The 24,135-nt window shown below is 54.4% G+C and carries 19 protein-coding genes, 1 tRNA gene and 3 rRNA genes; 15 read left to right on the top strand and 8 right to left on the bottom strand.

The window, feature by feature from the left end:
* From FNY10_RS15425 to FNY10_RS15405, 5 genes are all read left to right on the top strand, one after another.
* Positions 1 to 402 (top strand): 16S ribosomal RNA (locus FNY10_RS15425); the annotation flags it as partial.
* Positions 403 to 487: 85 nt separating this feature from the next.
* Positions 488 to 563: transfer RNA gene (locus FNY10_RS15420), tRNA-Glu, on the top strand.
* Between the two features lie 218 nt (positions 564 to 781).
* Positions 782 to 3,687: ribosomal RNA gene (locus tag FNY10_RS15415) — 23S ribosomal RNA — on the top strand.
* 198 nt (positions 3,688 to 3,885) lie between these two features.
* Positions 3,886 to 4,001: ribosomal RNA gene (rrf, locus tag FNY10_RS15410) — 5S ribosomal RNA — on the top strand.
* A 376-nt stretch (positions 4,002 to 4,377) separates the two neighbouring features.
* A complete protein-coding gene (locus FNY10_RS15405; RefSeq protein WP_160703053.1) occupies positions 4,378 to 5,676 on the top strand; it encodes an MFS transporter in 1,299 nt (432 codons plus the stop codon).
* Positions 5,677 to 5,678: 2 nt separating this feature from the next.
* On the opposite strand, the gene FNY10_RS15400 is transcribed toward FNY10_RS15405, so the two are convergent.
* The 5 genes from FNY10_RS15400 to trxC all read right to left on the bottom strand — a co-directional run bounded on the left by FNY10_RS15400 (position 5,679) and on the right by trxC (position 11,401).
* On the bottom strand, positions 5,679 to 6,002 hold the full coding sequence (locus tag FNY10_RS15400; RefSeq protein ID WP_032686456.1) for a YfiM family lipoprotein: 324 nt from the start codon (positions 6,000 to 6,002) through the stop codon (positions 5,679 to 5,681).
* Between the two features lie 41 nt (positions 6,003 to 6,043).
* Positions 6,044 to 7,399, bottom strand: a complete 1,356-nt coding sequence (gene pssA, locus FNY10_RS15395) for a CDP-diacylglycerol--serine O-phosphatidyltransferase (RefSeq protein WP_142255849.1) — start codon at positions 7,397 to 7,399, stop codon at positions 6,044 to 6,046.
* A gap of 123 nt (positions 7,400 to 7,522) precedes the next feature.
* The gene (locus tag FNY10_RS15390; protein ID WP_160703051.1) at positions 7,523 to 10,171 is read right to left on the bottom strand and encodes a bifunctional acetate--CoA ligase family protein/GNAT family N-acetyltransferase; all 2,649 of its coding nucleotides are present in this window, start codon (positions 10,169 to 10,171) and stop codon (positions 7,523 to 7,525) included.
* Positions 10,172 to 10,206: 35 nt separating this feature from the next.
* Complete coding sequence (locus FNY10_RS15385) at positions 10,207 to 10,905, bottom strand: tRNA-uridine aminocarboxypropyltransferase (RefSeq protein WP_131048733.1); 699 nt, start codon at positions 10,903 to 10,905, stop codon at positions 10,207 to 10,209.
* A 70-nt stretch (positions 10,906 to 10,975) separates the two neighbouring features.
* Positions 10,976 to 11,401: a thioredoxin TrxC gene (gene trxC, locus FNY10_RS15380; protein WP_160703048.1), complete on the bottom strand. Its 426-nt coding sequence runs from the start codon at positions 11,399 to 11,401 to the stop codon at positions 10,976 to 10,978.
* Between the two features lie 203 nt (positions 11,402 to 11,604).
* Here trxC and FNY10_RS15375 point away from each other — a divergent pair, with 203 nt between their 5' ends.
* On the top strand, positions 11,605 to 12,675 hold the full coding sequence (locus FNY10_RS15375) for a tRNA/rRNA methyltransferase (protein ID WP_100683375.1): 1,071 nt from the start codon (positions 11,605 to 11,607) through the stop codon (positions 12,673 to 12,675).
* A gap of 66 nt (positions 12,676 to 12,741) precedes the next feature.
* Here the strand turns inward: FNY10_RS15375 and ung are convergent, their stop codons facing one another.
* Positions 12,742 to 13,431 (bottom strand): uracil-DNA glycosylase, encoded by a 690-nt coding sequence (gene ung, locus FNY10_RS15370; protein ID WP_131048734.1) that lies wholly within the window; start codon positions 13,429 to 13,431, stop codon positions 12,742 to 12,744.
* 316 nt (positions 13,432 to 13,747) lie between these two features.
* Here ung and grcA point away from each other — a divergent pair, with 316 nt between their 5' ends.
* On the top strand, positions 13,748 to 14,131 hold the full coding sequence (grcA, locus tag FNY10_RS15365) for an autonomous glycyl radical cofactor GrcA (protein ID WP_160703046.1): 384 nt from the start codon (positions 13,748 to 13,750) through the stop codon (positions 14,129 to 14,131).
* A gap of 47 nt (positions 14,132 to 14,178) precedes the next feature.
* Here the strand turns inward: grcA and srmB are convergent, their stop codons facing one another.
* On the bottom strand, positions 14,179 to 15,504 hold the full coding sequence (srmB, locus tag FNY10_RS15360) for an ATP-dependent RNA helicase SrmB (protein ID WP_100683372.1): 1,326 nt from the start codon (positions 15,502 to 15,504) through the stop codon (positions 14,179 to 14,181).
* Between the two features lie 131 nt (positions 15,505 to 15,635).
* On the opposite strand from srmB, the gene trmN reads away from it, so the two are divergent.
* Positions 15,636 to 16,373 carry a tRNA(1)(Val) (adenine(37)-N(6))-methyltransferase TrmN gene (gene trmN, locus FNY10_RS15355; RefSeq protein ID WP_160703044.1) on the top strand — a complete coding sequence of 246 codons (738 nt, stop codon included), beginning with the start codon at positions 15,636 to 15,638 and terminating at the stop codon, positions 16,371 to 16,373.
* Here trmN and nadB read toward each other — a convergent pair.
* Positions 16,358 to 17,977, bottom strand: coding sequence for an L-aspartate oxidase (gene nadB / locus FNY10_RS15350; protein WP_160703042.1), 1,620 nt, complete (start codon positions 17,975 to 17,977; stop codon positions 16,358 to 16,360). The genes trmN and nadB overlap by 16 nt on opposite strands.
* A gap of 362 nt (positions 17,978 to 18,339) precedes the next feature.
* Between nadB and rseD the strand changes: the two genes are divergently transcribed.
* The 7 genes from rseD to lepB all read left to right on the top strand — a co-directional run bounded on the left by rseD (position 18,340) and on the right by lepB (position 24,066).
* Entirely contained in the window at positions 18,340 to 18,402 is a 63-nt protein-coding gene (gene rseD, locus FNY10_RS27360) for a rpoE leader peptide RseD (protein WP_407081494.1), read from the top strand.
* The gene (gene rpoE, locus FNY10_RS15340) at positions 18,399 to 18,974 is read left to right on the top strand and encodes an RNA polymerase sigma factor RpoE (RefSeq protein ID WP_004866461.1); all 576 of its coding nucleotides are present in this window, start codon (positions 18,399 to 18,401) and stop codon (positions 18,972 to 18,974) included. Before rseD ends, rpoE begins: the two co-directional genes overlap by 4 nt.
* Positions 18,975 to 19,005: 31 nt before the next feature.
* A complete protein-coding gene (gene rseA, locus FNY10_RS15335) occupies positions 19,006 to 19,656 on the top strand; it encodes an anti-sigma-E factor RseA (protein WP_131048736.1) in 651 nt (216 codons plus the stop codon).
* On the top strand, positions 19,656 to 20,612 hold the full coding sequence (rseB, locus tag FNY10_RS15330; RefSeq protein ID WP_131048737.1) for a sigma-E factor regulatory protein RseB: 957 nt from the start codon (positions 19,656 to 19,658) through the stop codon (positions 20,610 to 20,612). The genes rseA and rseB overlap by 1 nt, the downstream gene beginning before the upstream one ends.
* Complete coding sequence (rseC, locus tag FNY10_RS15325; RefSeq protein WP_131048738.1) at positions 20,609 to 21,088, top strand: SoxR-reducing system protein RseC; 480 nt, start codon at positions 20,609 to 20,611, stop codon at positions 21,086 to 21,088. The genes rseB and rseC overlap by 4 nt, the downstream gene beginning before the upstream one ends.
* Before the next feature lie 187 nt (positions 21,089 to 21,275).
* Entirely contained in the window at positions 21,276 to 23,075 is a 1,800-nt protein-coding gene (lepA, locus tag FNY10_RS15320) for a translation elongation factor 4 (RefSeq protein ID WP_100683366.1), read from the top strand.
* 16 nt (positions 23,076 to 23,091) lie between these two features.
* Positions 23,092 to 24,066: a signal peptidase I gene (lepB, locus tag FNY10_RS15315; protein ID WP_100683365.1), complete on the top strand. Its 975-nt coding sequence runs from the start codon at positions 23,092 to 23,094 to the stop codon at positions 24,064 to 24,066.
* The last annotated feature ends 69 nt before the right edge of the window (positions 24,067 to 24,135 follow it).

The raw sequence follows: 24,135 nt of genomic DNA, 5'->3' as shown, positions 1-24,135 counted from the left end.
CGGGAACTCAAAGGAGACTGCCAGTGATAAACTGGAGGAAGGTGGGGATGACGTCAAGTCATCATGGCCCTTACGAGTAGGGCTACACACGTGCTACAATGGCATATACAAAGAGAAGCGACCTCGCGAGAGCAAGCGGACCTCATAAAGTATGTCGTAGTCCGGATTGGAGTCTGCAACTCGACTCCATGAAGTCGGAATCGCTAGTAATCGTAGATCAGAATGCTACGGTGAATACGTTCCCGGGCCTTGTACACACCGCCCGTCACACCATGGGAGTGGGTTGCAAAAGAAGTAGGTAGCTTAACCTTCGGGAGGGCGCTTACCACTTTGTGATTCATGACTGGGGTGAAGTCGTAACAAGGTAACCGTAGGGGAACCTGCGGTTGGATCACCTCCTTACCTGAAAGAACCTGCCTTTGTAGTGCTCACACAGATTGTCTGATGAAAAGTAAATAGCAAGGCGTCTTGCGATTGAGACTTCAGTGTCCCCTTCGTCTAGAGGCCCAGGACACCGCCCTTTCACGGCGGTAACAGGGGTTCGAATCCCCTAGGGGACGCCACTTGCTGGTTTGTGAGTGAAAGTCGCCGACCTCTATATCTCAAAACTGATTCTCAGGAATCACGTTTGAGATATTTGCTCTTTAAAAATCTGGATCAAGCTGAAAATTGAAACGACACACTGTGTATGTTCTCCGTAATAAGAACAGATAAGCGGTGTGTCCGAGTCTCTCAAATTTTCGCAACACGAACCGTTTTACGAAACAGTTTCGGGTTGTGAGGTTAAGCGACTAAGCGTACACGGTGGATGCCCTGGCAGTCAGAGGCGATGAAGGACGTGCTAATCTGCGATAAGCGTCGGTAAGGTGATATGAACCGTTATAGCCGGCGATTTCCGAATGGGGAAACCCAGTGCAATTCGTTGCACTATCGTTAAGTGAATACATAGCTTAACGAAGCGAACCGGGGGAACTGAAACATCTAAGTACCCCGAGGAAAAGAAATCAACCGAGATTCCCCCAGTAGCGGCGAGCGAACGGGGAGCAGCCCAGAACCTGAATCAGTTTGTGTGTTAGTGGAAGCGTCTGGAAAGTCGCAGGGTACAGGGTGATACTCCCGTACACTAAAATGCACAGGCTGTGAGTTCGAAGAGTAGGGCGGGACACGTGGTATCCTGTCTGAATATGGGGGGACCATCCTCCAAGGCTAAATACTCCTGACTGACCGATAGTGAACCAGTACCGTGAGGGAAAGGCGAAAAGAACCCCGGCGAGGGGAGTGAAAAAGAACCTGAAACCGTGTACGTACAAGCAGTGGGAGCCTACTTGTTAGGTGACTGCGTACCTTTTGTATAATGGGTCAGCGACTTATATTCTGTAGCAAGGTTAACCGAATAGGGGAGCCGCAGGGAAACCGAGTCTTAACTGGGCGTTAAGTTGCAGGGTATAGACCCGAAACCCGGTGATCTAGCCATGGGCAGGTTGAAGGTTGGGTAACACTAACTGGAGGACCGAACCGACTAATGTTGAAAAATTAGCGGATGACTTGTGGCTGGGGGTGAAAGGCCAATCAAACCGGGAGATAGCTGGTTCTCCCCGAAAGCTATTTAGGTAGCGCCTCGTGAACTCATCTTCGGGGGTAGAGCACTGTTTCGGCTAGGGGGTCATCCCGACTTACCAACCCGATGCAAACTACGAATACCGAAGAATGTTATCACGGGAGACACACGGCGGGTGCTAACGTCCGTCGTGAAGAGGGAAACAACCCAGACCGCCAGCTAAGGTCCCAAAGTCATGGTTAAGTGGGAAACGATGTGGGAAGGCACAGACAGCCAGGATGTTGGCTTAGAAGCAGCCATCATTTAAAGAAAGCGTAATAGCTCACTGGTCGAGTCGGCCTGCGCGGAAGATGTAACGGGGCTAAACCATGCACCGAAGCTGCGGCAGCGACACGATGTGTTGTTGGGTAGGGGAGCGTTCTGTAAGCCGTTGAAGGTGGCCTGTGAGGGTTGCTGGAGGTATCAGAAGTGCGAATGCTGACATAAGTAACGATAAAGCGGGTGAAAAGCCCGCTCGCCGGAAGACCAAGGGTTCCTGTCCAACGTTAATCGGGGCAGGGTGAGTCGACCCCTAAGGCGAGGCCGAAAGGCGTAGTCGATGGGAAACAGGTTAATATTCCTGTACTCGGTGTTACTGCGAAGGGGGGACGGAGAAGGCTATGTCGGCCGGGCGACGGTTGTCCCGGTTTAAGCATGTAGGCGGAGGTTCCAGGTAAATCCGGTACCTTATTAACGCTGAGGTGTGATGACGAGGCACTACGGTGCTGAAGTGACAAATGCCCTGCTTCCAGGAAAAGCCTCTAAGCATCAGGTAACATCAAATCGTACCCCAAACCGACACAGGTGGTCAGGTAGAGAATACCAAGGCGCTTGAGAGAACTCGGGTGAAGGAACTAGGCAAAATGGTGCCGTAACTTCGGGAGAAGGCACGCTGATGGTAAGTGAAGCGACTTGCTCGTGGAGCTGAACTCAGTCGAAGATACCAGCTGGCTGCAACTGTTTATTAAAAACACAGCACTGTGCAAACACGAAAGTGGACGTATACGGTGTGACGCCTGCCCGGTGCCGGAAGGTTAATTGATGGGGTTATCCGTAAGGAGAAGCTCTTGATCGAAGCCCCGGTAAACGGCGGCCGTAACTATAACGGTCCTAAGGTAGCGAAATTCCTTGTCGGGTAAGTTCCGACCTGCACGAATGGCGTAATGATGGCCAGGCTGTCTCCACCCGAGACTCAGTGAAATTGAACTCGCTGTGAAGATGCAGTGTACCCGCGGCAAGACGGAAAGACCCCGTGAACCTTTACTATAGCTTGACACTGAACACTGGTCCTTGATGTGTAGGATAGGTGGGAGGCTTTGAAGCGTGGACGCCAGTCTGCGTGGAGCCAACCTTGAAATACCACCCTTTAATGGCTGGTGTTCTAACGTAGACCCGTCATCCGGGTTGCGGACAGTGTCTGGTGGGTAGTTTGACTGGGGCGGTCTCCTCCCAAAGAGTAACGGAGGAGCACGAAGGTTAGCTAATCCTGGTCGGACATCAGGAGGTTAGTGCAATGGCATAAGCTAGCTTGACTGCGAGCGTGACGGCGCGAGCAGGTGCGAAAGCAGGTCATAGTGATCCGGTGGTTCTGAATGGAAGGGCCATCGCTCAACGGATAAAAGGTACTCCGGGGATAACAGGCTGATACCGCCCAAGAGTTCATATCGACGGCGGTGTTTGGCACCTCGATGTCGGCTCATCACATCCTGGGGCTGAAGTAGGTCCCAAGGGTATGGCTGTTCGCCATTTAAAGTGGTACGCGAGCTGGGTTTAGAACGTCGTGAGACAGTTCGGTCCCTATCTGCCGTGGGCGCTGGAGAATTGAGGGGGGCTGCTCCTAGTACGAGAGGACCGGAGTGGACGCATCACTGGTGTTCGGGTTGTCATGCCAATGGCATTGCCCGGTAGCTAAATGCGGAAGAGATAAGTGCTGAAAGCATCTAAGCACGAAACTTGCCCCGAGATGAGTTCTCCCTGACTCTTTGAGAGTCCTGAAGGAACGTTGAAGACGACGACGTTGATAGGTCGGGTGTGTAAGCGTAGCGATACGTTGAGCTAACCGATACTAATGAACCGTGAGGCTTAACCTTACAACGCCGAAGCTGTTTTGGCGGATTTGAGAGAAGATTTTCAGCTTAGATTCAGGGTTGAGTACGCAATAATTTGCGCAGCAGCAAGGCGACAAGCGAAGTAAAGGAAGGAGCATACTGAAGTATGTGACTGACTTTACGAGCGCAGGCAACGCGGCTGATGCGATAAAGAATTGCGTATTGAGCACAAAGAATTTGCCTGGCGGCACTAGCGCGGTGGTCCCACCTGACCCCATGCCGAACTCAGAAGTGAAACGCCGTAGCGCCGATGGTAGTGTGGGGTCTCCCCATGTGAGAGTAGGGAACTGCCAGGCATCAAATAAAGCAGAAGGCCCGGTCGAAAGACCGGGCCTTTTGTTTTTCTGGTGTTTATGGCGAAAGCAGCCCGTCCTCACGGACGGGTTTTTGCGTTTTTGTCCCGATAATCCGTCAGTCAGGCGTCTGGCAGCAATCTGTTTGTTTGTTCAGACGACATAAAAGCCTGCCATGACCACCTCCCCACCATATTTCACTTTATTCCCGTTCATGCTTTGGCGTTAATCCCGAAAACCACGCGACGAAAAAAAACGTGAATTGAATCACATATAAATAAATAACAATTATATAACATTTGTTTCACTAATTGATTTGTCTCAGTGACGTGGCACGCCCGAAAAGACAGATTGCAGTCTTTGCTGGAGCAGGATGACAATGGCAGAAAGCAGTATTAATGAACGGGGTGCGCTGGAGCAAAGCGACACCCGCCGCCGCATATGGGCGATTGTAGGCGCATCTTCGGGGAATCTGGTTGAATGGTTTGATTTTTATGTCTATTCATTCTGCTCTCTCTATTTTGCACATATCTTCTTTCCTTCCGGAAATACCACCACTCAGCTATTACAAACCGCCGGGGTTTTTGCCGCGGGTTTCCTGATGCGCCCGATTGGCGGATGGCTGTTTGGTCGTATTGCTGACCGCCGCGGACGTAAAGCCTCGATGCTCATTTCCGTATGCATGATGTGCATGGGATCACTGGTGATTGCCTGTCTGCCCGGCTATGCAACGATTGGCACATGGGCGCCGGCCTTATTACTTCTGGCGCGTCTGTTTCAGGGGATATCCGTCGGGGGGGAGTACGGTACCAGTGCAACCTACATGAGTGAGGTTGCTGTAGAAGGCAAGAAAGGCTTCTACGCATCATTCCAGTACGTGACGCTCATCGGCGGTCAGCTTCTGGCCGTGCTTGTGGTGGTGGCCCTACAGCAAACTCTTAGCGACGAGCAACTGCATGCCTGGGGATGGCGGATACCGTTTGCGCTTGGGGCGGTACTTGCTGTTGTGGCCCTGTGGCTACGTCGCCAGCTGGATGAAACATCTAAGCAGGAGACGCGGGCATTAAAAGAGGCCGGCTCGTTCAAAGGGTTATGGCGCAATCGCAAAGCATTTCTGATGGTCCTGGGTTTCACCGCCGCCGGGTCGTTAAGCTTTTATACCTTCACCACCTATATGCAGAAATACCTGGTTAATACGGCGGGCATGAGTGCCGGTACGGCCAGCGTGATTATGACTGCGGCGCTGTTTGTCTATATGCTGGCTCAGCCGCTATTTGGCGCGCTATCGGATAAAATAGGTCGCCGGACATCAATGCTCTGTTTTGGCTCATTAGCGACGCTCTTTACCGTGCCTGTCTTGAGTGCGCTGCAGGGCGTAACCTCACCTTATGCCGCATTTGGTTTGGTTATCTGTGCGCTGATGATCGTGAGCTTCTATACCTCGATCAGCGGTATTTTGAAGGCGGAAATGTTCCCGGCTCAGGTACGCGCATTAGGCGTTGGCTTGTCATATGCCGTGGCAAATGCTCTGTTTGGCGGCTCGGCTGAATACGTCGCGCTGTCGCTAAAATCGGTCGGCGTTGAGCATGTCTTTTACTGGTACGTTACCGTGATGAGCGCGATTGCCTTTCTGGTCTCTCTGATGCTGCACCGTAAGGGCAAGGGGTTACGACTTTAGATCTACTGGTGCGCCAGCTGCCACACGGCATAGCCCGTCGTGGCACCGGCCACATCCCACGCGAAATCTTTCCAGCTCCAGCCGCTTCCTGCCGGGCGGCTATCCCAGAGTTCTTTCGACGCCCCCAGACTGACGGAGAACATCAGGCCAATGGCCGCGCTTCGGTCACGACTGTAGCCCTGATGCTGGGCATATTCGTTACCGGCCGCCGAGAGCATCGCCGAGGCCAGAAAATGCTGAGCCTTATCCTGGCCGCTCCATGAGTCATGTGCCATATGGCTACAGCCGGTAAGCAGCAACGGGGCAATAATAATGAAAGTACGCATACACATTCCAGAAAAAAGCCCCGACGATGCGGGGCAGATATTCAGAGAATACGACTGATCAAACGGTCGATACGGATACGCCTCAGGCGGCGAATCAGTTTGCGTACCTTGACCGGATAATCCGCAATGCTTTGCAGGTCGCGATAGTGTTTAACGACCGTCGTGTGCTGGCGAATCAGATGCAGCTCTTTTTCACGCATCGCGCCGAGCTGATGCTGCGGATCGTGAATCAGAATCGCATTTTCCAGATCCAGGCGCCAGGCGCGCGGATTGAGGTTGTTGCCGGTGAGCAGCATCCACTCATCATCAACCCACATTCCCTTAAGGTGATAGCTGTTATCGTCATCTTTCCACAGACGAACAATCAGCTGATCAGTATTAACATAATACTGCAGTCGACTGAGGAAGCGGCGGAGGTTGATTTCATACAGATAGGGGAGCGCGCCGATAATCTTAAACGGCTGATCTTCAGGGATGTAGAAGTCATTTGCTGTTTTATCGCCAACGATAATCTCTACCTGCTTTCCGCTACGCAGTAGCTGAATAATGTTACGCACCAGAAGAGCCGGAAGGTTGAAATAGGGCGTACAAATCGTCAGCTTACGCTCAGCGCAGGGCATAAGATGGAAGATGGTTTTATTCAGCAGGCTCGATTTGCCCAGACCGACCAGCGGCGTGACCGACAGCCGATCGTCATCCGCATTGCCAGAGAAATGATAGCCGCTGTCACGCAGTTCCTGGCGATACTGGCGGATATCATTTTTGATTTCCGGGCTTTTCGGGCGATCGGCGCTGTCGAGGCGATTGACGCCGCGGCCTTCCACCAGGTTGTGCTCGACCCAACCGAACATCACATCGGCCATTTTGCCATTGCGAATACACTGATAGCGGTCGTAACGATACTTATCATGCTGATGCAGATAGACATCGTTCAGGCTTGCGCCGCTGTACAGGACGCAATCATCGATAATGAAACCTTTGAAGTGCAGCACGCCGAGGGCTTCCCGGGTATTGACCGGCACGCCATAAACCGGAACATCGATGCCGGGGTTTTCCTGCGCCATGCGACAGTACCAGTCGGCATTGGTGTTCGCTGCCGCCGCGCCAATGCGTCCACGCTGGGCGCGATGCCAGTCAACCAGAACGCGAACATCTAACTCCGGACGCTGGCGCTTGGCATCGTAAAGTGCCTGCAGAATTCCTTTGCCGCCATCATCCTGCTCCAGATAGAGCGCAACAATACAAATACGCTGGGTGGCGTGGGCTATCTTTGCCAGTAACGCTTGCCGGAAATCCGCAGGAGCGTAAAAGAACTCGATATCATCAACTGACTGAGAAAGCTTAGGGAGTTGGGCAAGGTGTTGTTGATGTTTATTACGCTTAAATTTTGACAACATCACAGTGCGTTTCTTCTCTGTTTATTGAAGGGTCTTCTGTACCATGCAGACGACGTAAGCGGGCAATAATAACATTACTGTTCGCGAATGTGGTCAACAATTGCGGTCGCCAGTTTATGATTGTTATGCTGCCAGTTGCAGGGACAAACTCACAATTCCGTCTTCCAGTTGAATATCAACCGCGAACCCCAGCTTCCTGGCAAGGCCGATCATGCCTCTGTTATTAGGCATGGTGATGCCATTTAGCCGCTGCAGACCGTGGCTTTGCGTGTAGGCAATCAGCTTTTCCAGCAGTCGCCGGCCTAAACCTAACCCTTTCAGGTCAGAACGAACCAGGACGGCAAATTCCGCATCAATGTTGTCAGGATCGGAGATGGCTCGCGTTACGCCAAGGATCTCATTGCCTTCGGCGCTGGCGCGTACGGCAACAAACGCCATTTCTCGATCGTAGTCGATCTGCGTCATATTGGCTAAGTCATCATGAGTAAATTCATTGATTTCGCTGAAATAACGATAGTACAGATCTTCTTTCGTCACCTGGCCGATAAAAGCCTGAAGCAGTGGTTCATCTTCCGGCAGGATCGGGCGGAACAGACAGCGCTCGCCATTTTTCATCACCACCCACTCTTCCTGCTGCTGCGGATAAGGGCGGATGGCCAGCCGACTTTCGCTATCGCCGGTAAACGGGGCAAGGGCCAGCGTGACGTCAAGCGCGGTGAACTCGTTACCCGAAGCGAGCAGCGGGTGAATATCCAGCCGCTGGATCTCCGGGCAATCGACGATCAGATTTGATACCTGGACCAGAAGTTGGCTCAGACCCGAAACATCCAGCGGGCGTAGCGCGCTGCGGCCACGGATCTTCTTACTTTTGATCGCCTGGATAACCAGATAGCGGGCCAGATTCATATTTAACGGCGGCAGGGCGACGGCGGCCTGATCTTCCGCACGCCATTCGACGCCGCCTTCGCCCAACATAATCAGCGGGCCGAACACCGGATCGTGCTCAACGACGACCCGTAGCTCCTGCGCGCCGGCGCGGTTGGCCATACTTTGTACCAGCAGGCCGTGAATACGTGCCTGAGGCCAGGCCATTTTGACGCGGTCGAAAATAGCATCCGCCGCCTGCTGTACCTCCACGGCGGTCCGCAAATAGAGCATCACGCCCTGAACTTCCGATTTGTGCGGAATATCCGGCGAGCGCAGTTTCAGCGCCACCGGGTAGCCAATTTGTTCGGCGATGTGTACCGCCTCGGCGCTGTCGGCGGCAATCCAGGTCGGTAAGGTGTGGATCCCGTAAGCGTGCAATACCGGGCTTACTTCATGGGTGTCTAACGAACGGGCGCCTTCGCGAATCGCCTGTTGCAACAACATATGGGCTTCTGCGGTATTGGCGGTCACCATATCCGACAAAACCGGCGTCTCCCGGAGCTGCTTCTGGTTACGTCGGTATTCCACCATGTGCATAAAAGCGGTAATGGTTCCTTCCGGCGTGCGGTAGGTTGGCAGCCCCGCATCGCTGAACAAGCGGCGGGCTTCCTGAGAAGAGAATTCGCCACACCAGTTCGTCAGGACCGTGACATATTTACCGCGCGGATGGTGTTTCAGCGCGTCGATCAGCGCCAGGGCGCTTTCAGTTCCCGGTGCGGCGGCGCTGGGGGAATGAATCACCAGCAGGGCGTCGTAGTCCTGGCTATCCAGCAGAACGTTCAGCGCCTTGAGATAGTGTTCGCTGCTGGCATCATCACGGAGATCCAGCGGGTTCGCGATGTCGATACCACCCGGTAGCGCCTGGCGTAGTTTTTCCGCGCTCTCTTCGCTGAGGGTGGCAAGTTTGCCGTTTCGTAACCACAGTTCATCCAGCGCCAGCGCCGCAGGGGCGGCACCGTTACTGATGATCATCAGTTTCTCGCCGCGCAGCGGGCGCATATGGCTGAGAGTTTCAACCGCAGAGAAGAGTTCATGAGTATCCTGTACGCGCAATAACCCCGCCCGCTGAATCGCTGCGTCCCAGGCCGGATCCATGCCTGAATTGACGTGGAGCAGCTTTTGCGCGGCTGGACTGCGGCCGCTTTTGATAACCAGGATCGGTTTATTACGCGATGCGCTGCGTGCCGCGGACACGAAGCGCCGGGCGTCGCTCAGGTGTTCAAGATAGAGCAGAATGGCGCTGGTTTTACTATCGCGGGCAAGGAAATCAAGGAGATCGTCGACATCAATATCCAGGCTATCCCCAAGCGCAATAAAATAAGAGAAGCCCATCTCGCGCTGCTGCGCCCAGTCAAGAATGGTATTGGAAACTGCTGCGGACTGGGAGATAAACGCCAGTTTGCCGCGATGAATCGGTACCGGCGAAAAGCTGGCATTCAGCCCCTGCCAGGGCGCAAGCAGGCCGAGGCTGTTAGGGCCAAGCAGGCGCATCTGGTAGCGTGCGGCGCATTCCAGCAGCAGAGGATATTGTTCCGCCGGGGAGGAGAGAATAATGCAGGTCTTGCAGCCCTTTTTCCCCAGCGCGTCCAGCAGCTCGGGGTTTCGCCGGGCGTTGGTACAAAGCACGGCCAGGTCCGGAGTGAAGGGCAGGCTGTCGATGGTCGGCCAGGCCAGTACGCCCTGAACGGCTTTCCAGGCCGGGGTGACGGGTAAGACCGGGCCGTTGAACCCCCCAGCCAGCAGGTTACGCATCATCAGATAACCGGCGCGCTGTGGTTTCATTGATGCGCCAATAACGGCGATCGACTTCGGCCGCAGCAGTGCTTCCAGGCCTCGTTGGCTCATTCCGGTCTCCTTTAATCCCCAGTGACCGAATGATTTTAAACGCTTTCCGCCATTTGTGCTGTGATGCTGCCCTTATGCTGGGTTTTTCCCGCCAGATAGCGGGCGCGGAACAGGCTAAAATGGTCCCCGAGCGCGCGCGCGGCCGTGTGGTCTTCAGCAAGGTCGAGCAGCGCAATGGCGACTTCTGCGGTGCAGTACTGCCCATCGGCATGGGCTTCTCTCAGGTGGTAGGCTGAAATGCGTGACAGATCGACAGATATGATCGGCAGCGTATCAAGATACGGGCTTTTGCGGAACATTTTGCGCGCTTCGGTCCAGGTTCCGTCGAGCATGATAAACAGCGGCGGTTTCCCCGCCGGCGGGGCGCTCAGTACCTGGCGTTCCGCTCCCGCGTAAGAGGCCGGGAAAACCACCATTGGCTGGTAATCGGGGTTGGCGACCAGATCGAGTAACGCCTGCGGCGGCTCGGTTCGCGACCATTGAAAAGCTTCCGTGTCCGGCAGGATGTCGGCAATGAGGCGTCCGGTATTGCTTGGCTTCATCGGCTCGGTATCGAACATCACCAGGCAGAAACGACTGGTGGCCGTTGCCGGCATCAGGGTCGCGCACAGGCACTGCTTCAGCGGTAACAGACAGCGTTGGCAGCGATGGACCCGGTTACCACGCGCGAGAAAAGGGCGTGTCGCGCGAGCGAGACGTTCGGCGCGAAGGCGAAGGACGGCGTTATCAATCATAAAGTGTCGCTAAGAAAAAACGCCATTGTCGCAGAGGTGAAAAAGGGGCACAAGCTGTGCCCCGGAAGGTTTACTGCGCGTTAGCTTCATTCAGCCAGTTATCGAACGGCGCTTTCGGTACCGCGCCGTTAAGCATGTCGATGACTTCGCCTTTTTTAAAGATCATAATGGTCGGGATACTGCGGATGCGGAAACGCGCGCTCAGCTCGCGTTCGGCTTCGGTGTTCACTTTGACGAAGCGCATCTTGCCGCTGCGTTCTTCCGCGACATCTTCAAAGATCGGCGCAAAATTACGACAAGGACCGCACCATGGCGCCCAGAAATCGACAACAACGGGCAGATCGTCCTTCAGTAGTTTATCCAGCGTTGCCCCGGTCGCGTTGATGACATCGCCGTCAAAAAGATCGTGGCCGCAGCGTCCGCACTTAGCGCCATCGGAGTGACGATCGTCGGGGATGCGGTTCAGAGCCTGACAACTGGCACAAACGGTATTCATAACTAACCTCTGGTTATGGGTTGCAGCGTGGCGCGTGGCCGATTTGTTTCTTTAATGTTACATATTATCGATTAGCTGCTATTAAACAACAATGTGTTTTGTTCGATGAATACGATAGACCCTATCTTTTAAACGAAATCATGGCGCAGCGGTGACACATCGGGTAATCTTCGCGCTTCGCGCAGCGCAGGTGGAGAAAATTGATGAGCGACGAACTGAAAAATAAAAGCGGCAAGGTCAAAGTGATGTATGTCCGCAGTGATGATGATTCTGACAGACGCACCCATAACCCGCGTACCGGGAAAGGGGGAGGGCGCCCAGGAAAATCTCGTGTTGACGGCCGTAGCCGCCCTGCCCGCGATGAACGTAACAGCCGCGGTGATGACCGCAAACGTGACGATCGTAAACGCGATGATTTCGATCGTGACAGCTCTTCTCCGTGGCGTACCGTCTCGCGTGCGCCAAACGATGATGCGGCGGTGAAACCGGATCACGGCGGGATCAGCGGCAAAAGCTTTATCGATCCGGAAGTGTTGCGTCGTCAGCGCGCGGAAGAGACCCGCGTTTACGGTGAGAATGCTTGTCAGGCGCTGTTCCAGAGCCGTCCGGAAGCGATTGTTCGCGCCTGGTTTGTGCAGAGCGTCACCCCGCGTTTCAAAGAGGCGCTGCGCTGGATGGCGGCGAACCGCAAAGCTTATCACGTGGTTGATGAGGCTGAACTGGCAAAAGCATCCGGTACCGAGCATCACGGCGGCGTTTGCTTCCTGATTAAGAAACGTAACGGTACCTCGGTGGCTCAGTGGGTCGCCAAAGCCGACGCTGAAGATTGCGTTCTGGCGCTGGAAGATGTCGGTAACCCGCACAACCTCGGTGCGATCATGCGCAGCTGCGCGCATTTTGGCGTGAAGGGTGTGGTGGTGCAGGATGCCGGCATGCTGGAATCTGGCGCGGCAATCCGTACCGCGGAAGGCGGCGCAGAACATGTGGAGCCTGTCACCGGCGACAGCTTTATTGACACTCTGGAGCAGTTCCGCAAAGCGGGCTACGCCATTGTTTCGACCTCCAGCCACAACGGCACGCCGTTGCATAAGGCCGAGCTGCCGAAGAAAATGGTGCTGGCATTAGGCCAGGAGCGCGATGGCCTGTCTGATGCGGCGATCTCCAGCGCCGATCTGAATGTGGCCATTGAAGGTACCGGCAATGTAGAAAGCCTGAACGTCTCCGTGGCGACCGGCATATTGCTGGCCGAGTGGTGGCGTCAGAACAAGGCCTGATGGCTGAGTTCAATTGAAAAAATGCCAGCGTCACGCTGGCATTTTTGTGTCTGCGAAAGGCGGAGACTAAGCATCTGCGGCCGGTAATACCGGCATCCAGTCAATGGGGGACTCGCCGCGCTCGGCCAGCCACTGGTTAGTCTGGACGAAGTGATTACTACCGAAGAAACCGCGATGGGCGGAAAGCGGCGAAGGATGCGGCGCTTTTAGCACGCAATGACGTTTCCTGTCGATAATCGCCCCTTTTTTCTGCGCATGGGCGCCCCACAGTAAAAACACGACCCCTTCCCGATGTTCGTTGATCAATGAAATGACCTTATCGGTAAAGGTTTCCCAGCCAAGGCTGGCATGCGAATGGGCCTGACCCGCCCGCACCGTCAGGACGGTATTGAGCAGCAGAACCCCTTGTCGCGCCCAGCTTTCCAGATAACCGTGCGTAGGACGGCTGAATCCCGGGATCGTCCCTTCCAGTTCTTTATACATATTTAACAGCGACGGCGGCGTCTGGATTCCCGGCAGTACGGAGAAGGCCAGGCCGTGCGCCTGTCCGGGCCCGTGATAAGGATCCTGACCAAGAATAACCACTTTGACATCGCCAAGTTCGGTATAACGAAAGGCATTAAAGACATCTTTTTGCGGCGGATAAATCGTCATACCAGACTGGCGCTCTTCGGCGACGGTTTTCAGGGTATTCACAAAATAGGGCTGCTGCTTCTCTTCCGCCAGCACGTCGTGCCAGGTCAATGGGGGGGTCATCTTGCTCTCCTGCAAAGTGTCATCGCTATAGCTTAACTGCTTCTTTCTGCATAACAAAATCCACGGCGTCAGACTGACGTTTCGCATGCAAAAAAAATTGAAAATTTACAAAAATATTTTGCATAGCTTCTGGCGTAACTTGATATAAAACAATAATATCCCTCTATACCCATTTTTATTGAGTGGTTTTTGTTGATTTAAGTCAATGAATGCCGGTTGTTTGGCTGATATACATACACTCAGACAACAATGGTTTTACCAATTGGCCGGGAATGGGCCAAAAAGACGAATAAATATTGCCTAAGGGAGGCATCACATGATTACTGGTATCCAAATTACTAAAGCTGCAAACGACGACCTGCTGAACTCTTTCTGGCTGCTGGATAGCGAAAAAGGCGAAGCCCGCTGCCTGTGTGCAAAAGGAAGCTTTGTTGAAGATGACGTGGTTGCGGTCAATAAACTGGGTGACATCGAATATCGCGAAATTCCGCTCGATGTGAAACCGGAAGTCCGTGTAGAAGGTGGCCAGCATCTGAACGTTAACGTGCTGCGTCGTGAAACGCTGCTGGATGCGGTTGAACATCCGGAAAAATATCCGCAGCTGACGATTCGTGTCTCTGGCTACGCGGTGCGCTTCAACTCCCTGACGCCAGAACAGCAGCGCGACGTTATTGCTCGTACCTTTACTGAAAGCCTGTAAGTCGAGGCTTGAATATAAAAACGCCGGGATATCCCGGCGTTTTTTTGTTACTGCTGATTTTCACCCGCGCTACCGCTTGGTTTACGGCGCTTGCCAACATTTTTGGCGTCGCGGTGACGTTTCTTCACGCGCGATTTCTCTTTATCTTTCTCTTTTTTCTGCTCGGCGCGTTTAGCCAGTACCTTTTTGGATGGCTTACCGGTCTGCTTCTCGCTCGGTGCGCGGGTTGTCGGGCGCAGTTCATCAATAACTCGTGCTTTGAGCGGCTCGTCAATATAGCGGCCAATTTTACCCAATAGCAGATGGTCATGAGCTTCAACCAGGGAAATGGCAACGCCTTTTTTCCCCGCGCGGCCGGTGCGTCCGATACGATGCAGATAGGTATCCGCCGTGCGCGGCATGTCAAAGTTGAAAACGTGGCTCACGTCCGGAATATCTATCCCGCGGGCAGCGACGTCGGTGGCAATCAGTACATTCATACGACCGTCGGTCATCCGTTTGATTGCTTCGTTACGCTTGGCCTGCACCATTTCGCCTTCCAGCCAGCAGGTATTGATCCCCGCTTCGCGCAGCCAGGAGGCCAGTTCATGAACGCGCTCGCGCTTACGCACAAAAACGATAGAGCGGGTTGCATCCGGCTGTTTCAGCAGGTTAACCAGGAGCGCGGTTTTATGCTTAATGTCATCGGCGCGATAGTACCACTGATGAATTTTCTTACGTTCGCGCGTGGAGGGACTGGCGGAGACTTCAACGGGCTCTTCCAGCAGGCGCTCGGCAAAGTCTTTAATGGCATCGCCTTCGAGGGTCGCGGAAAACAGCATGGTCTGCTTACGCCAGCGGGTTTCACCGGCAATGTGCTCAATATCCTGCGCGAAGCCCATGTCCAGCATACGATCCGCTTCATCGAGGATCAGCGTTTCGACCGCCCGGCAGTCGAAGTTTTCTTCTTTAATATATTGCAGCAGGCGGCCGGTGGTGGCGACCACGATATCCTGGTTCTCGCTGAACACTTCCGCGTGGTTCATGTATGCGACACCGCCGGTGATGGTGGCAATGTCCAGATGTGTGTGGGCGGCCAGCTCACGGGCATGGTCGGCAACCTGCATCGCCAGCTCACGGGTCGGCGTCAGGATAAGAATACGCGGCGGCCCCGACTTCTTACGCGGGAAATCAAGCAGGTGCTGCAACGCTGGCAGCAGATACGCCGCTGTTTTACCGGTACCTGTCGGGGCTGAACCGAGAATATCACGGCCATCAAGCGCAGGCGGAATAGCGGCGGCCTGAATGGCTGTCGGGCGTGTGAAACCTTTTTCCTGGAGGGCTTCCAGAAGGTTTTCGTCGAGTTCAAGTTCGGAAAAAGTCGTTACAGTCATGATCTACCTCTGAGTGGACCGACGATTATAGACGTTACGGGCGTAATGTTCATCTGTTTGTAAGGCTATCTGTTCTCCGGTATTGTGCATAGCTTCAGGCTCAGGAGTTTTTGTTCGCAAGGTTATTCAGGATGTCTCAGTCGAAGTTTGCGCTGCCGCGCAATGGTTTTACGTTTAAACAGTTCTTTATTGCCCACGACCGCTGTGCGATGAAAGTGGGCACTGACGGCATTTTGCTTGGCGCGTGGGCGCCGATCGTGCAGGTCAAACACGTGCTGGATATCGGGACCGGTAGCGGTTTGCTGGCTTTAATGCTGGCTCAGCGAACCGACAACCGGGTTATGCTGGATGCGGTAGAGCTTGATGAAGAGGCGACAGCGCAGGCGCGCGAAAACGTGGCGACCTCCCCGTGGGGGGCGCGTATCCAGGTGCATCAGGGTGATATTCAACAGTGGCAGCCTGCGCAAACCCGCCGTTATGAACTGATTGTCAGCAACCCGCCTTTTTTTACCGAAGGCGTGCCCTGTGCGACATCGCAGCGCGAGCAGGCGCGATATACGACCACGCTCGATCACGTCACGCTCTTAACCTGCGCCGCGGAGTCGATCACCGAAGAGGGCTTTTTCTGCGTGGTGTTACCGGTGGATATTGGTAATGCGTTTGTTCAACGCGCCGAAACTATGGGCTGGTATCTGCGTTTACGCACCGATGTCGCGGAAACAGAAATGCGCCCGCCGCACCGCGTACTGCTGGCTTTCTCGCCGACCGCCGGGGAGTGTTTTAGCGATCGGCTGATTATCCGTGGGCCTGAGCAGCAATACTCCGAAGGGTTTACTGCCCTGACCCAGGACTTTTACCTCTTTATGTGAGACAGAGGTGACAGAATCGACGGGCCGCTATCTGCAAGTTGTTGCGGGTAATCCAGCGTATAGTGCAGCCCACGGCTCTCTTTACGCTGCATTGCGCAGCGAACGATCAGCTCGGCTACCTGCACCAGGTTGCGCAACTCCAGCAAATTGTTCGACACGCGGAAGCGGGCGTAATATTCGTCGAGCTCCTGCTGCAACATGGTAATTCGTCGTAGCGCACGCTCCAGCCGGCGAGTGGTGCGGACAATCCCCACGTAGTCCCACATCAATAATCTTAGCTCGTGCCAGTTATGTTGAATCACCACCAGTTCATCGGGGATCTCAACCTGACTCTCATCCCAGGAAGGGAGGCTGTTAACCGGTTGCGCCAACGGCAGACGCCGGAGAATATCCTCGGCGGCGGACCAACCGTAGACCAGGCATTCGAGCAGCGAATTTGACGCCATGCGGTTAGCTCCGTGCAGCCCGGTGTAGCTCACTTCGCCAATCGCATACAGCCCGTCAACATCAGTACGTCCGTTGTCATCAACCATCACGCCGCCGCAGGTATAGTGGGCGGCGGGGACAATCGGGACGGGTTCTTTTGTCAAATCGATACCCAGGCCGAGCAGTTTTTCGTAGATCATCGGGAAATGCTGACGAATAAAGGCTTCAGGCTTATGGCTGATGTCGAGATACATACAATCGACGCCGAGGCGTTTCATCTCATGGTCAATCGCGCGGGCGACGATATCGCGTGGAGCCAGCTCGCCACGTTCGTCAAAATCGGGCATAAACCGGGTTCCGTCCGGGCGTTTCAGGTATGCGCCCTCGCCGCGTAATGCTTCGGTTAACAGGAAATTGCGCGCCTGCGGATGGTACAAGGCGGTGGGGTGAAACTGGTTGAACTCGAGGTTGGCCACGCGACAGCCGGCGCGCCAGGCCATAGCAATGCCATCGCCGGAGGAGACGTCCGGATTGGTGGTGTACTGATAGACTTTCGCCGCCCCGCCGGTGGCCAGTACCACGGATTTCGCGCGGCAGGTCTCAACCTTTTCTTTGTTCCGGTTCCAGATCCAGGCGCCAACCACACGGCGCGTCCCCGGCAGGCCGATTTTATCGGAAATGATCAAATCAACGGCGTTACTCCGCTCCAGAATACGAATATTCGGGTGCGCGAGCGCCTGGCCAACCAGCGTCGTTTCCACCGCTTTACCGGTGGCATCGGCCGCGTGGAGAATCCGGCGATGGCTATGGCCACCTTCACGGGTCAGATGGTAGCTCTGTTCGCCGTTGGCCTGGGTCTGGGTATCAAACAGCACACCCTGATCGATAAGCCATTGCACACAAGATTTGGCGTTGCTGGCGACGAAAGAGACAGCATGGCGATCGCACAGGCCGGCCCCGGCGATGAGCGTATCTTCAACGTGAGATTCCACGCTGTCGGTTTCATCAAAAACGGCGGCAATGCCGCCCTGCGCGTACAGCGTGGAACCTTCGCTGACAGGGCCTTTGCTCAGTACGGCGACGGAGCTGTGCTCCGCCAGACGTAGCGCAAGGGACAAACCGGCAGCGCCGCTGCCGATAATCAGCACATCACAGGAGAAGTCAGGAGTCGTATTCATCGTCTTTGTTTAATTTACTAAACACATTTTTGCCACAATAGCACCAGGTCGTGATGATTCGTACATTTTTTTTACTGGCCGTTGTGGAAACTAAACATAAGCGGGTGGGGCGGCGCAGTGTAAACGAAAGAAAATATTTGCGAGGCAGGTCGTTAGCTTCAGATTTTATAGTGAAATAAAAGCGATGTTACGTTACCCTTCTGGCGGACCTTACGCTTTTTCTTCATCATCTTACCTGGCGTTGAGTTGCGGGACATATAATGAGAGATAACAAATCGTCCGCCGTTGCCAGACAAAAATCAAAGGCGTAAGGGAACTTTATTGTTTTCAAACACTCCAATCGTCTGCTTGCTCATATTGCAGTGATTGGGTGGTGCTTTGAAGACGCATGGGAATTGGGTTTGGGGAGACATTACCTCGGATGAGCGAGCAGTTAACGGATCAGGTCCTCGTCGAACGGGTCCAGAAAGGAGATCAGAAAGCGTTTAACTTGCTGGTGGTGCGCTATCAGCATAAGGTCGCGAGCCTGGTCTCCCGCTACGTGCCGCCGGGCGATATCCCTGACGTTGTTCAGGAATCGTTCGTAAAAGCATGGCGCGCGCTGGAGTCCTTCCGGGGAGATAGTGCTTTTTATACCTGGTTATATCGCATCGCCGTCAACACGGCGAAGAATTATCTGGTAGCTCAGGGACGCCGTCCACCGTCCAGCGATGTTGACGCCAATGAGGCGGAAAACTTCGAAAGTGGGGGGGCGCTAAAAGAAATTTCGAACCCTGAGAACTTAATGTTGTCAGAAGAACTGAGACAAATAGTTTTTCGTACCATTGAATCACTCCCGGAAGATTTACGCATGGCAATTACGTTGCGGGAGCTGGATGGCCTGAGCTATGAAGAGATAGCCGCTATCATGGATTGCCCGGTAGGAACGGTACGTTCACGCATTTTTCGGGCACGAGAAGCTATTGATAATAAAGTTCAACCGCTTATCAGGCGTTGACGATAGCGGAATACTGAAAAGGGTATCAGGCATGCAGAAAGAAAAACTTTCGGCCTTAATGGATGGTGAAACGCTGGATAACGAGCTGCTCAATGAGCTGAGCCGTTCTTCTGAAATGCAAAAGACCTGGGAGAGCTACCATCTCATCCGTGATTCGCTGCGAGGCGATACCGCTGAGATGCTCCATTTTGATATCTCAGCCCGCGTGATGGCCGCCATTGAGAACGAGCCCGTTCGTCAGGCGGTGCCGCTTATTCCTGAATCTCAGCCAGCACCACATCAGTGGCGTCAGATGCCTTTCTGGCAGAAAGTCCGCCCGTGGGCCAGTTCACTGACTCAGATGGGGGTTGCCGCGTGCGTTTCGCTTGCTGTTATCGTCGGCGTCCAGCAGTATAATGGGCAAAGCGAATCCGCTCAGCAGCCCGAAGCGCCTGTTTTCAACACCATGCCAATGATGGGGAAAGCCAGCCCGGTCAGTCTTGGCGTTCCGGCTGATGCGTCGGCAGGGAGCGGTCAGCAGGCTCAGGTGCAAGAACAGCGCCGCCGTATTAATGCTATGCTGCAGGACTATGAATTGCAGCGTCGCCTGCACGCAGAACAGCTTCAGTTTGGTCAGGCCCAGACTCAGCAAGCCGCTGTTCAGGTGCCAGGCTATCAAACTTTAGGAACGCAATCGCAGTAATGAAGCAACTTTGGTGTGCCATGTCGCTCATGGCAGGCAGCCTGTTCTTCTCTGTCAACGCCTCGGCTGATACATCGTCCGGGGCGTTGTTGCAGCAAATGAACCTGGCCAGCCAGTCCCTCAATTATGAGCTGTCTTTCATCAGCATCAACAAACAGGGCGTTGAGTCGCTGCGTTATCGTCACGCGCGGCTGAACAATCAACCTCTTGCCCAGCTTTTACAACTCGACGGCCCACGCCGGGAGGTTGTACTGCGCGGTAATGAAATCAGCTATTTTGAACCGGGGCTCGATCCGTTCACGCTGAATGGCGACTATATCGTCGATTCATTGCCTTCGCTGGCCTATACCGATTTTAAGCGACTGGCTGCCTACTACGACTTTATCTCTGTCGGACGCACTCGTATTGCCGACCGGCTATGTGAAGTGATTCGCGTTGTTGCGCGGGACGGTACGCGCTATAGCTACATTGTCTGGCTGGATGCGGAAACCAGGCTGCCGATGCGCGTTGATTTGCTCGACCGCGACGGGGAAACGCTGGAACAGTTCCGGGTGGTGTCCTTTAACGTCGGCGATAAGGTCAGCAGCAGTATGGAGACCCTGGCGAAAGCCAGTCTGCCACCCCTGCTGTCGGTGCCGGAAGCAGGCGATAAAGCCAATTTCAACTGGGCGCCAGCCTGGCTGCCGCAGGGCGTCTCAGAAGTCTCCAGCAGTCAGCGTCGTCTGCCGACGTTTGATGGTCCGGTTGAATCTCGCCTGTACTCAGATGGGCTGTTTAGCTTCTCGATAAACGTGAACCGCGCCTCGGCAAACAGTAGCGATCAGCTGCTGCGTACCGGGCGTCGCACCGTGAGCACGACGGTACGTGATAACGCCGAGATAACCGTGGTTGGCGAGCTGCCGCCGCAAACGGCTAAACGCATCTCCGACAGTATCAAATTCAGGGCAGTACAATGATTAAAGAATGGGCCACGGTCGTCTCCTGGCATAACGGCATGGCGCAGGTGCACTGTGACGTTAAAGCCTCGTGCAGCAGCTGCGCCTCGCGCGCTGGCTGCGGCAGTCGGGTGCTCAACAAGCTGGGGCCGCAAACCAGTCACACGATCAGCGTTCCCAGCGAGCAGCCGCTGTCCGCCGGGCAAAAAGTCGAGCTGGGGATTGCTGAAAGCAGCCTGCTGGGCTCGGCGGTTTTGGTCTACATGGCGCCGCTGGTTGGGCTGTTTGTCATGGCGTCTGTTTTTCAGGCCCTGTTTGCAAATGATTTCGCTTCGCTGTGTGGCGCGCTACTCGGCGGCGTCGGTGGATTTCTGGTGGCGCGCGGGCTTTCGCCCGGATTAGCCGCCCGCCAGTCGTGGCAGCCCGTTATTATTAGCGTTGGCCTGCCGCCAGATTTGGTGCGCGTAGAGACACCCTCTTCAGAACCAGGCCAGTGATTCCACTGGCCTTTATTTTTGATTTATTACCCCCGCCAGAACACATCATTTGCTACGGTTCTGCTGCTGGTAAGAGCATTTCCTGGTTTCGCGGATGTAGTGTAGAATGCGGCGTTTTCGGATTAAAAAACGTCAGGCACAGAACAGTGGCCTCATGATACGCGTAAGGCATAATTAACTCTAACATATGAAGAATATACGTAACTTTTCAATCATCGCTCATATCGACCACGGTAAATCGACGTTGTCTGACCGTATCATCCAGATTTGCGGTGGCCTTTCCGATCGTGAAATGGAAGCCCAGGTACTGGACTCCATGGATCTTGAACGTGAGCGTGGTATCACCATTAAGGCGCAAAGCGTCACCCTGGATTACAAGGCGACCAACGGCGAAACCTACCAGCTGAACTTTATCGATACCCCGGGGCACGTCGACTTCTCTTATGAGGTGTCACGTTCGCTCGCCGCATGTGAAGGCGCGCTGCTGGTGGTCGATGCGGGTCAGGGGGTGGAAGCTCAGACGCTGGCCAACTGCTATACCGCCATGGAAATGGATCTGGAAGTGGTGCCGGTTCTCAACAAAATCGACCTGCCTGCTGCCGATCCGGAGCGCGTAGCCGATGAAATCGAAGACATCGTCGGTATCGATGCGGCCGATGCGGTCCGCTGCTCGGCGAAAACCGGCGTCGGCGTTCCCGATGTTCTGGAACGTCTGGTGCGTGATATTCCGCCGCCGGAAGGTGATGCCGATGCCCCGCTGCAGGCGCTGATTATCGACTCCTGGTTCGATAACTATCTTGGCGTTGTTTCGCTGGTGCGTATCAAAAACGGCACGATGCGTAAAGGCGACAAAATCAAAGTTATGAGCACCGGTCAGGTCTATAACGCCGACCGCCTGGGTATCTTCACGCCAAAACAGGTTGATCGTACCGAGCTGAAATGCGGCGAGGTAGGCTGGCTGGTGTGCGCCATTAAAGATATCCTCGGCGCTCCGGTTGGCGATACCCTGACGACGTCGCGTAACCCGGCGGATAAGGCCCTGCCAGGCTTTAAGAAAGTGAAACCGCAGGTGTATGCCGGTCTGTTCCCGGTGAGTTCCGATGACTATGAAGCCTTCCGCGATGCGCTGGGCAAGCTGAGCCTGAACGATGCCTCTCTGTTCTATGAGCCGGAAAGTTCAACGGCGCTGGGCTTCGGCTTCCGCTGCGGCTTCCTCGGCCTGCTGCACATGGAAATCATCCAGGAGCGTCTGGAACGCGAATACGACCTGGATCTGATTACCACCGCGCCGACGGTAGTCTACGAAGTGGAGACCACGTCGAAAGAAGTCATCTATGTCGATAGCCCGTCCAAGCTGCCGCCGCTGAATAACATTCAGGAGCTGCGTGAGCCGATCGCAGAATGTCACATGCTGCTGCCGCAGGAGTTCCTGGGCAACGTCATCACGCTGTGTATTGAAAAGCGTGGCGTGCAGACCAACATGGTTTATCACGGTAAACAAGTTGCGCTGACCTATGAAATTCCGATGGCGGAAGTGGTTCTCGATTTCTTTGACCGCCTGAAGTCCACCTCCCGTGGCTACGCGTCGCTGGATTACAACTTCAAACGTTTCCAGGCATCCAACATGGTTCGCGTGGATGTGCTGATCAACGGCGAGCGTGTTGATGCGCTGGCGCTGATCACCCACAACGATAATGCGCCGTACCGTGGTCGTGAGCTGGTGGAAAAGATGAAAGATCTGATCCCACGCCAGCAGTTCGATATCGCGATTCAGGCGGCTATCGGCAACCACATTATTGCCCGTTCGACCGTTAAACAACTGCGTAAAAACGTGCTGGCGAAATGCTACGGCGGCGACGTCAGCCGTAAGAAAAAGCTGCTGCAGAAGCAGAAAGACGGTAAGAAACGTATGAAGCAAGTGGGTAACGTTGAGCTGCCGCAGGAAGCGTTTCTCGCTATTCTGCACGTCGGTAAAGACGGAAAATAACCATTAAGGAGTTGGCATGGCGAACATGTTTGCCCTGATCCTGGTGATTGCAACCGTGATCACGGGGCTTTTGTGGTGCCTGGATAAATTTATCTTTGCACCAAAACGTCGTGAACGTCAGGCCGCTGCTCAGGCAGCGACCGGTGATAGCCTCGACAAGCAAACGCTGAAGAAAGTCGGCCCGAAACCGGGCTGGCTGGAAACGGCAGCCTCGGTATTTCCGGTGCTGGCGATCGTTCTGGTGGTGCGCTCATTTATTTATGAGCCGTTTCAAATTCCGTCCGGTTCGATGATGCCAACGCTGTTGATTGGCGATTTTATTCTGGTGGAGAAGTTTGCCTACGGCATTAAAGATCCTATCTACCAGAAAACGCTGATCGAAACCGGTCATCCGAAACGCGGCGATATCGTGGTGTTTAAATACCCGGAAGATCCACGTCTGGACTACATTAAGCGTGCTGTTGGCCTGCCGGGCGATAAGATCACCTACGATCCGGTGGCAAAACAGGTCACTATCCAGCCGGGCTGCAGTTCCGGCCAGGCATGTGGTAACGCACTGCCGGTGACTTACTCCAACGTTGAGCCCAGCGATTTCGTCCAGACGTTCTCTCGTCAGAACGGCGGGGAAGCGACCAGCGGTTTCTGGCAGTTGCCGAAAGGCGAAAGCAAGGCTGACGGTATTCGTCTGACCGAGCGCAAAGAGACGCTGGGTGAGGTGACTCACCGCATTCTGACCGTGCCGATTGCTCAGGATCAGGTTGGAATGTACTACCACCAGTCCGGCCTGCCGTTGGCCACCTGGATAGTGCCGCCGGGTCACTACTTCATGATGGGTGATAACCGCGATAACAGTGCCGACAGCCGTTACTGGGGCTTTGTGCCAGAGGCCAACCTGGTGGGTAAAGCCACGGCCATCTGGATGAGCTTTGAAAAACAGGAAGGTGAATGGCCGACCGGCGTGCGTTTATCGCGTATCGGCAGCATTCATTAATTTCCCTGCCTTATTCACGCTGCCGCTGCAATATTGGCAGCGTGAATTATTTAATATTTAAATCCCTTC

Source organism: Klebsiella sp. Lac1 (genome assembly GCF_009825425.1).
Classification (GTDB): domain Bacteria; phylum Pseudomonadota; class Gammaproteobacteria; order Enterobacterales; family Enterobacteriaceae; genus Klebsiella; species Klebsiella electrica.
This window is presented reverse-complemented; position numbering and strand designations above follow the sequence as displayed.

Coding starts and splice junctions, on each gene's coding strand:
- FNY10_RS15405 (WP_160703053.1), top strand. CDS start 4,378: ATGGCAGAAAGCAGTATTAATGAACGGGGTGCGCTGGAGCAAAGCGAC.
- FNY10_RS15400 (WP_032686456.1), bottom strand. CDS start 6,002: ATGCGTACTTTCATTATTATTGCCCCGTTGCTGCTTACCGGCTGTAGC.
- pssA (WP_142255849.1), bottom strand. CDS start 7,399: ATGTTGTCAAAATTTAAGCGTAATAAACATCAACAACACCTTGCCCAA.
- FNY10_RS15390 (WP_160703051.1), bottom strand. CDS start 10,171: ATGAGCCAACGAGGCCTGGAAGCACTGCTGCGGCCGAAGTCGATCGCC.
- FNY10_RS15385 (WP_131048733.1), bottom strand. CDS start 10,905: ATGATTGATAACGCCGTCCTTCGCCTTCGCGCCGAACGTCTCGCTCGC.
- trxC (WP_160703048.1), bottom strand. CDS start 11,401: ATGAATACCGTTTGTGCCAGTTGTCAGGCTCTGAACCGCATCCCCGAC.
- FNY10_RS15375 (WP_100683375.1), top strand. CDS start 11,605: ATGAGCGACGAACTGAAAAATAAAAGCGGCAAGGTCAAAGTGATGTAT.
- ung (WP_131048734.1), bottom strand. CDS start 13,431: ATGACCCCCCCATTGACCTGGCACGACGTGCTGGCGGAAGAGAAGCAG.
- grcA (WP_160703046.1), top strand. CDS start 13,748: ATGATTACTGGTATCCAAATTACTAAAGCTGCAAACGACGACCTGCTG.
- srmB (WP_100683372.1), bottom strand. CDS start 15,504: ATGACTGTAACGACTTTTTCCGAACTTGAACTCGACGAAAACCTTCTG.
- trmN (WP_160703044.1), top strand. CDS start 15,636: ATGTCTCAGTCGAAGTTTGCGCTGCCGCGCAATGGTTTTACGTTTAAA.
- nadB (WP_160703042.1), bottom strand. CDS start 17,977: ATGAATACGACTCCTGACTTCTCCTGTGATGTGCTGATTATCGGCAGC.
- rpoE (WP_004866461.1), top strand. CDS start 18,399: ATGAGCGAGCAGTTAACGGATCAGGTCCTCGTCGAACGGGTCCAGAAA.
- rseA (WP_131048736.1), top strand. CDS start 19,006: ATGCAGAAAGAAAAACTTTCGGCCTTAATGGATGGTGAAACGCTGGAT.
- rseB (WP_131048737.1), top strand. CDS start 19,656: ATGAAGCAACTTTGGTGTGCCATGTCGCTCATGGCAGGCAGCCTGTTC.
- rseC (WP_131048738.1), top strand. CDS start 20,609: ATGATTAAAGAATGGGCCACGGTCGTCTCCTGGCATAACGGCATGGCG.
- lepA (WP_100683366.1), top strand. CDS start 21,276: ATGAAGAATATACGTAACTTTTCAATCATCGCTCATATCGACCACGGT.
- lepB (WP_100683365.1), top strand. CDS start 23,092: ATGGCGAACATGTTTGCCCTGATCCTGGTGATTGCAACCGTGATCACG.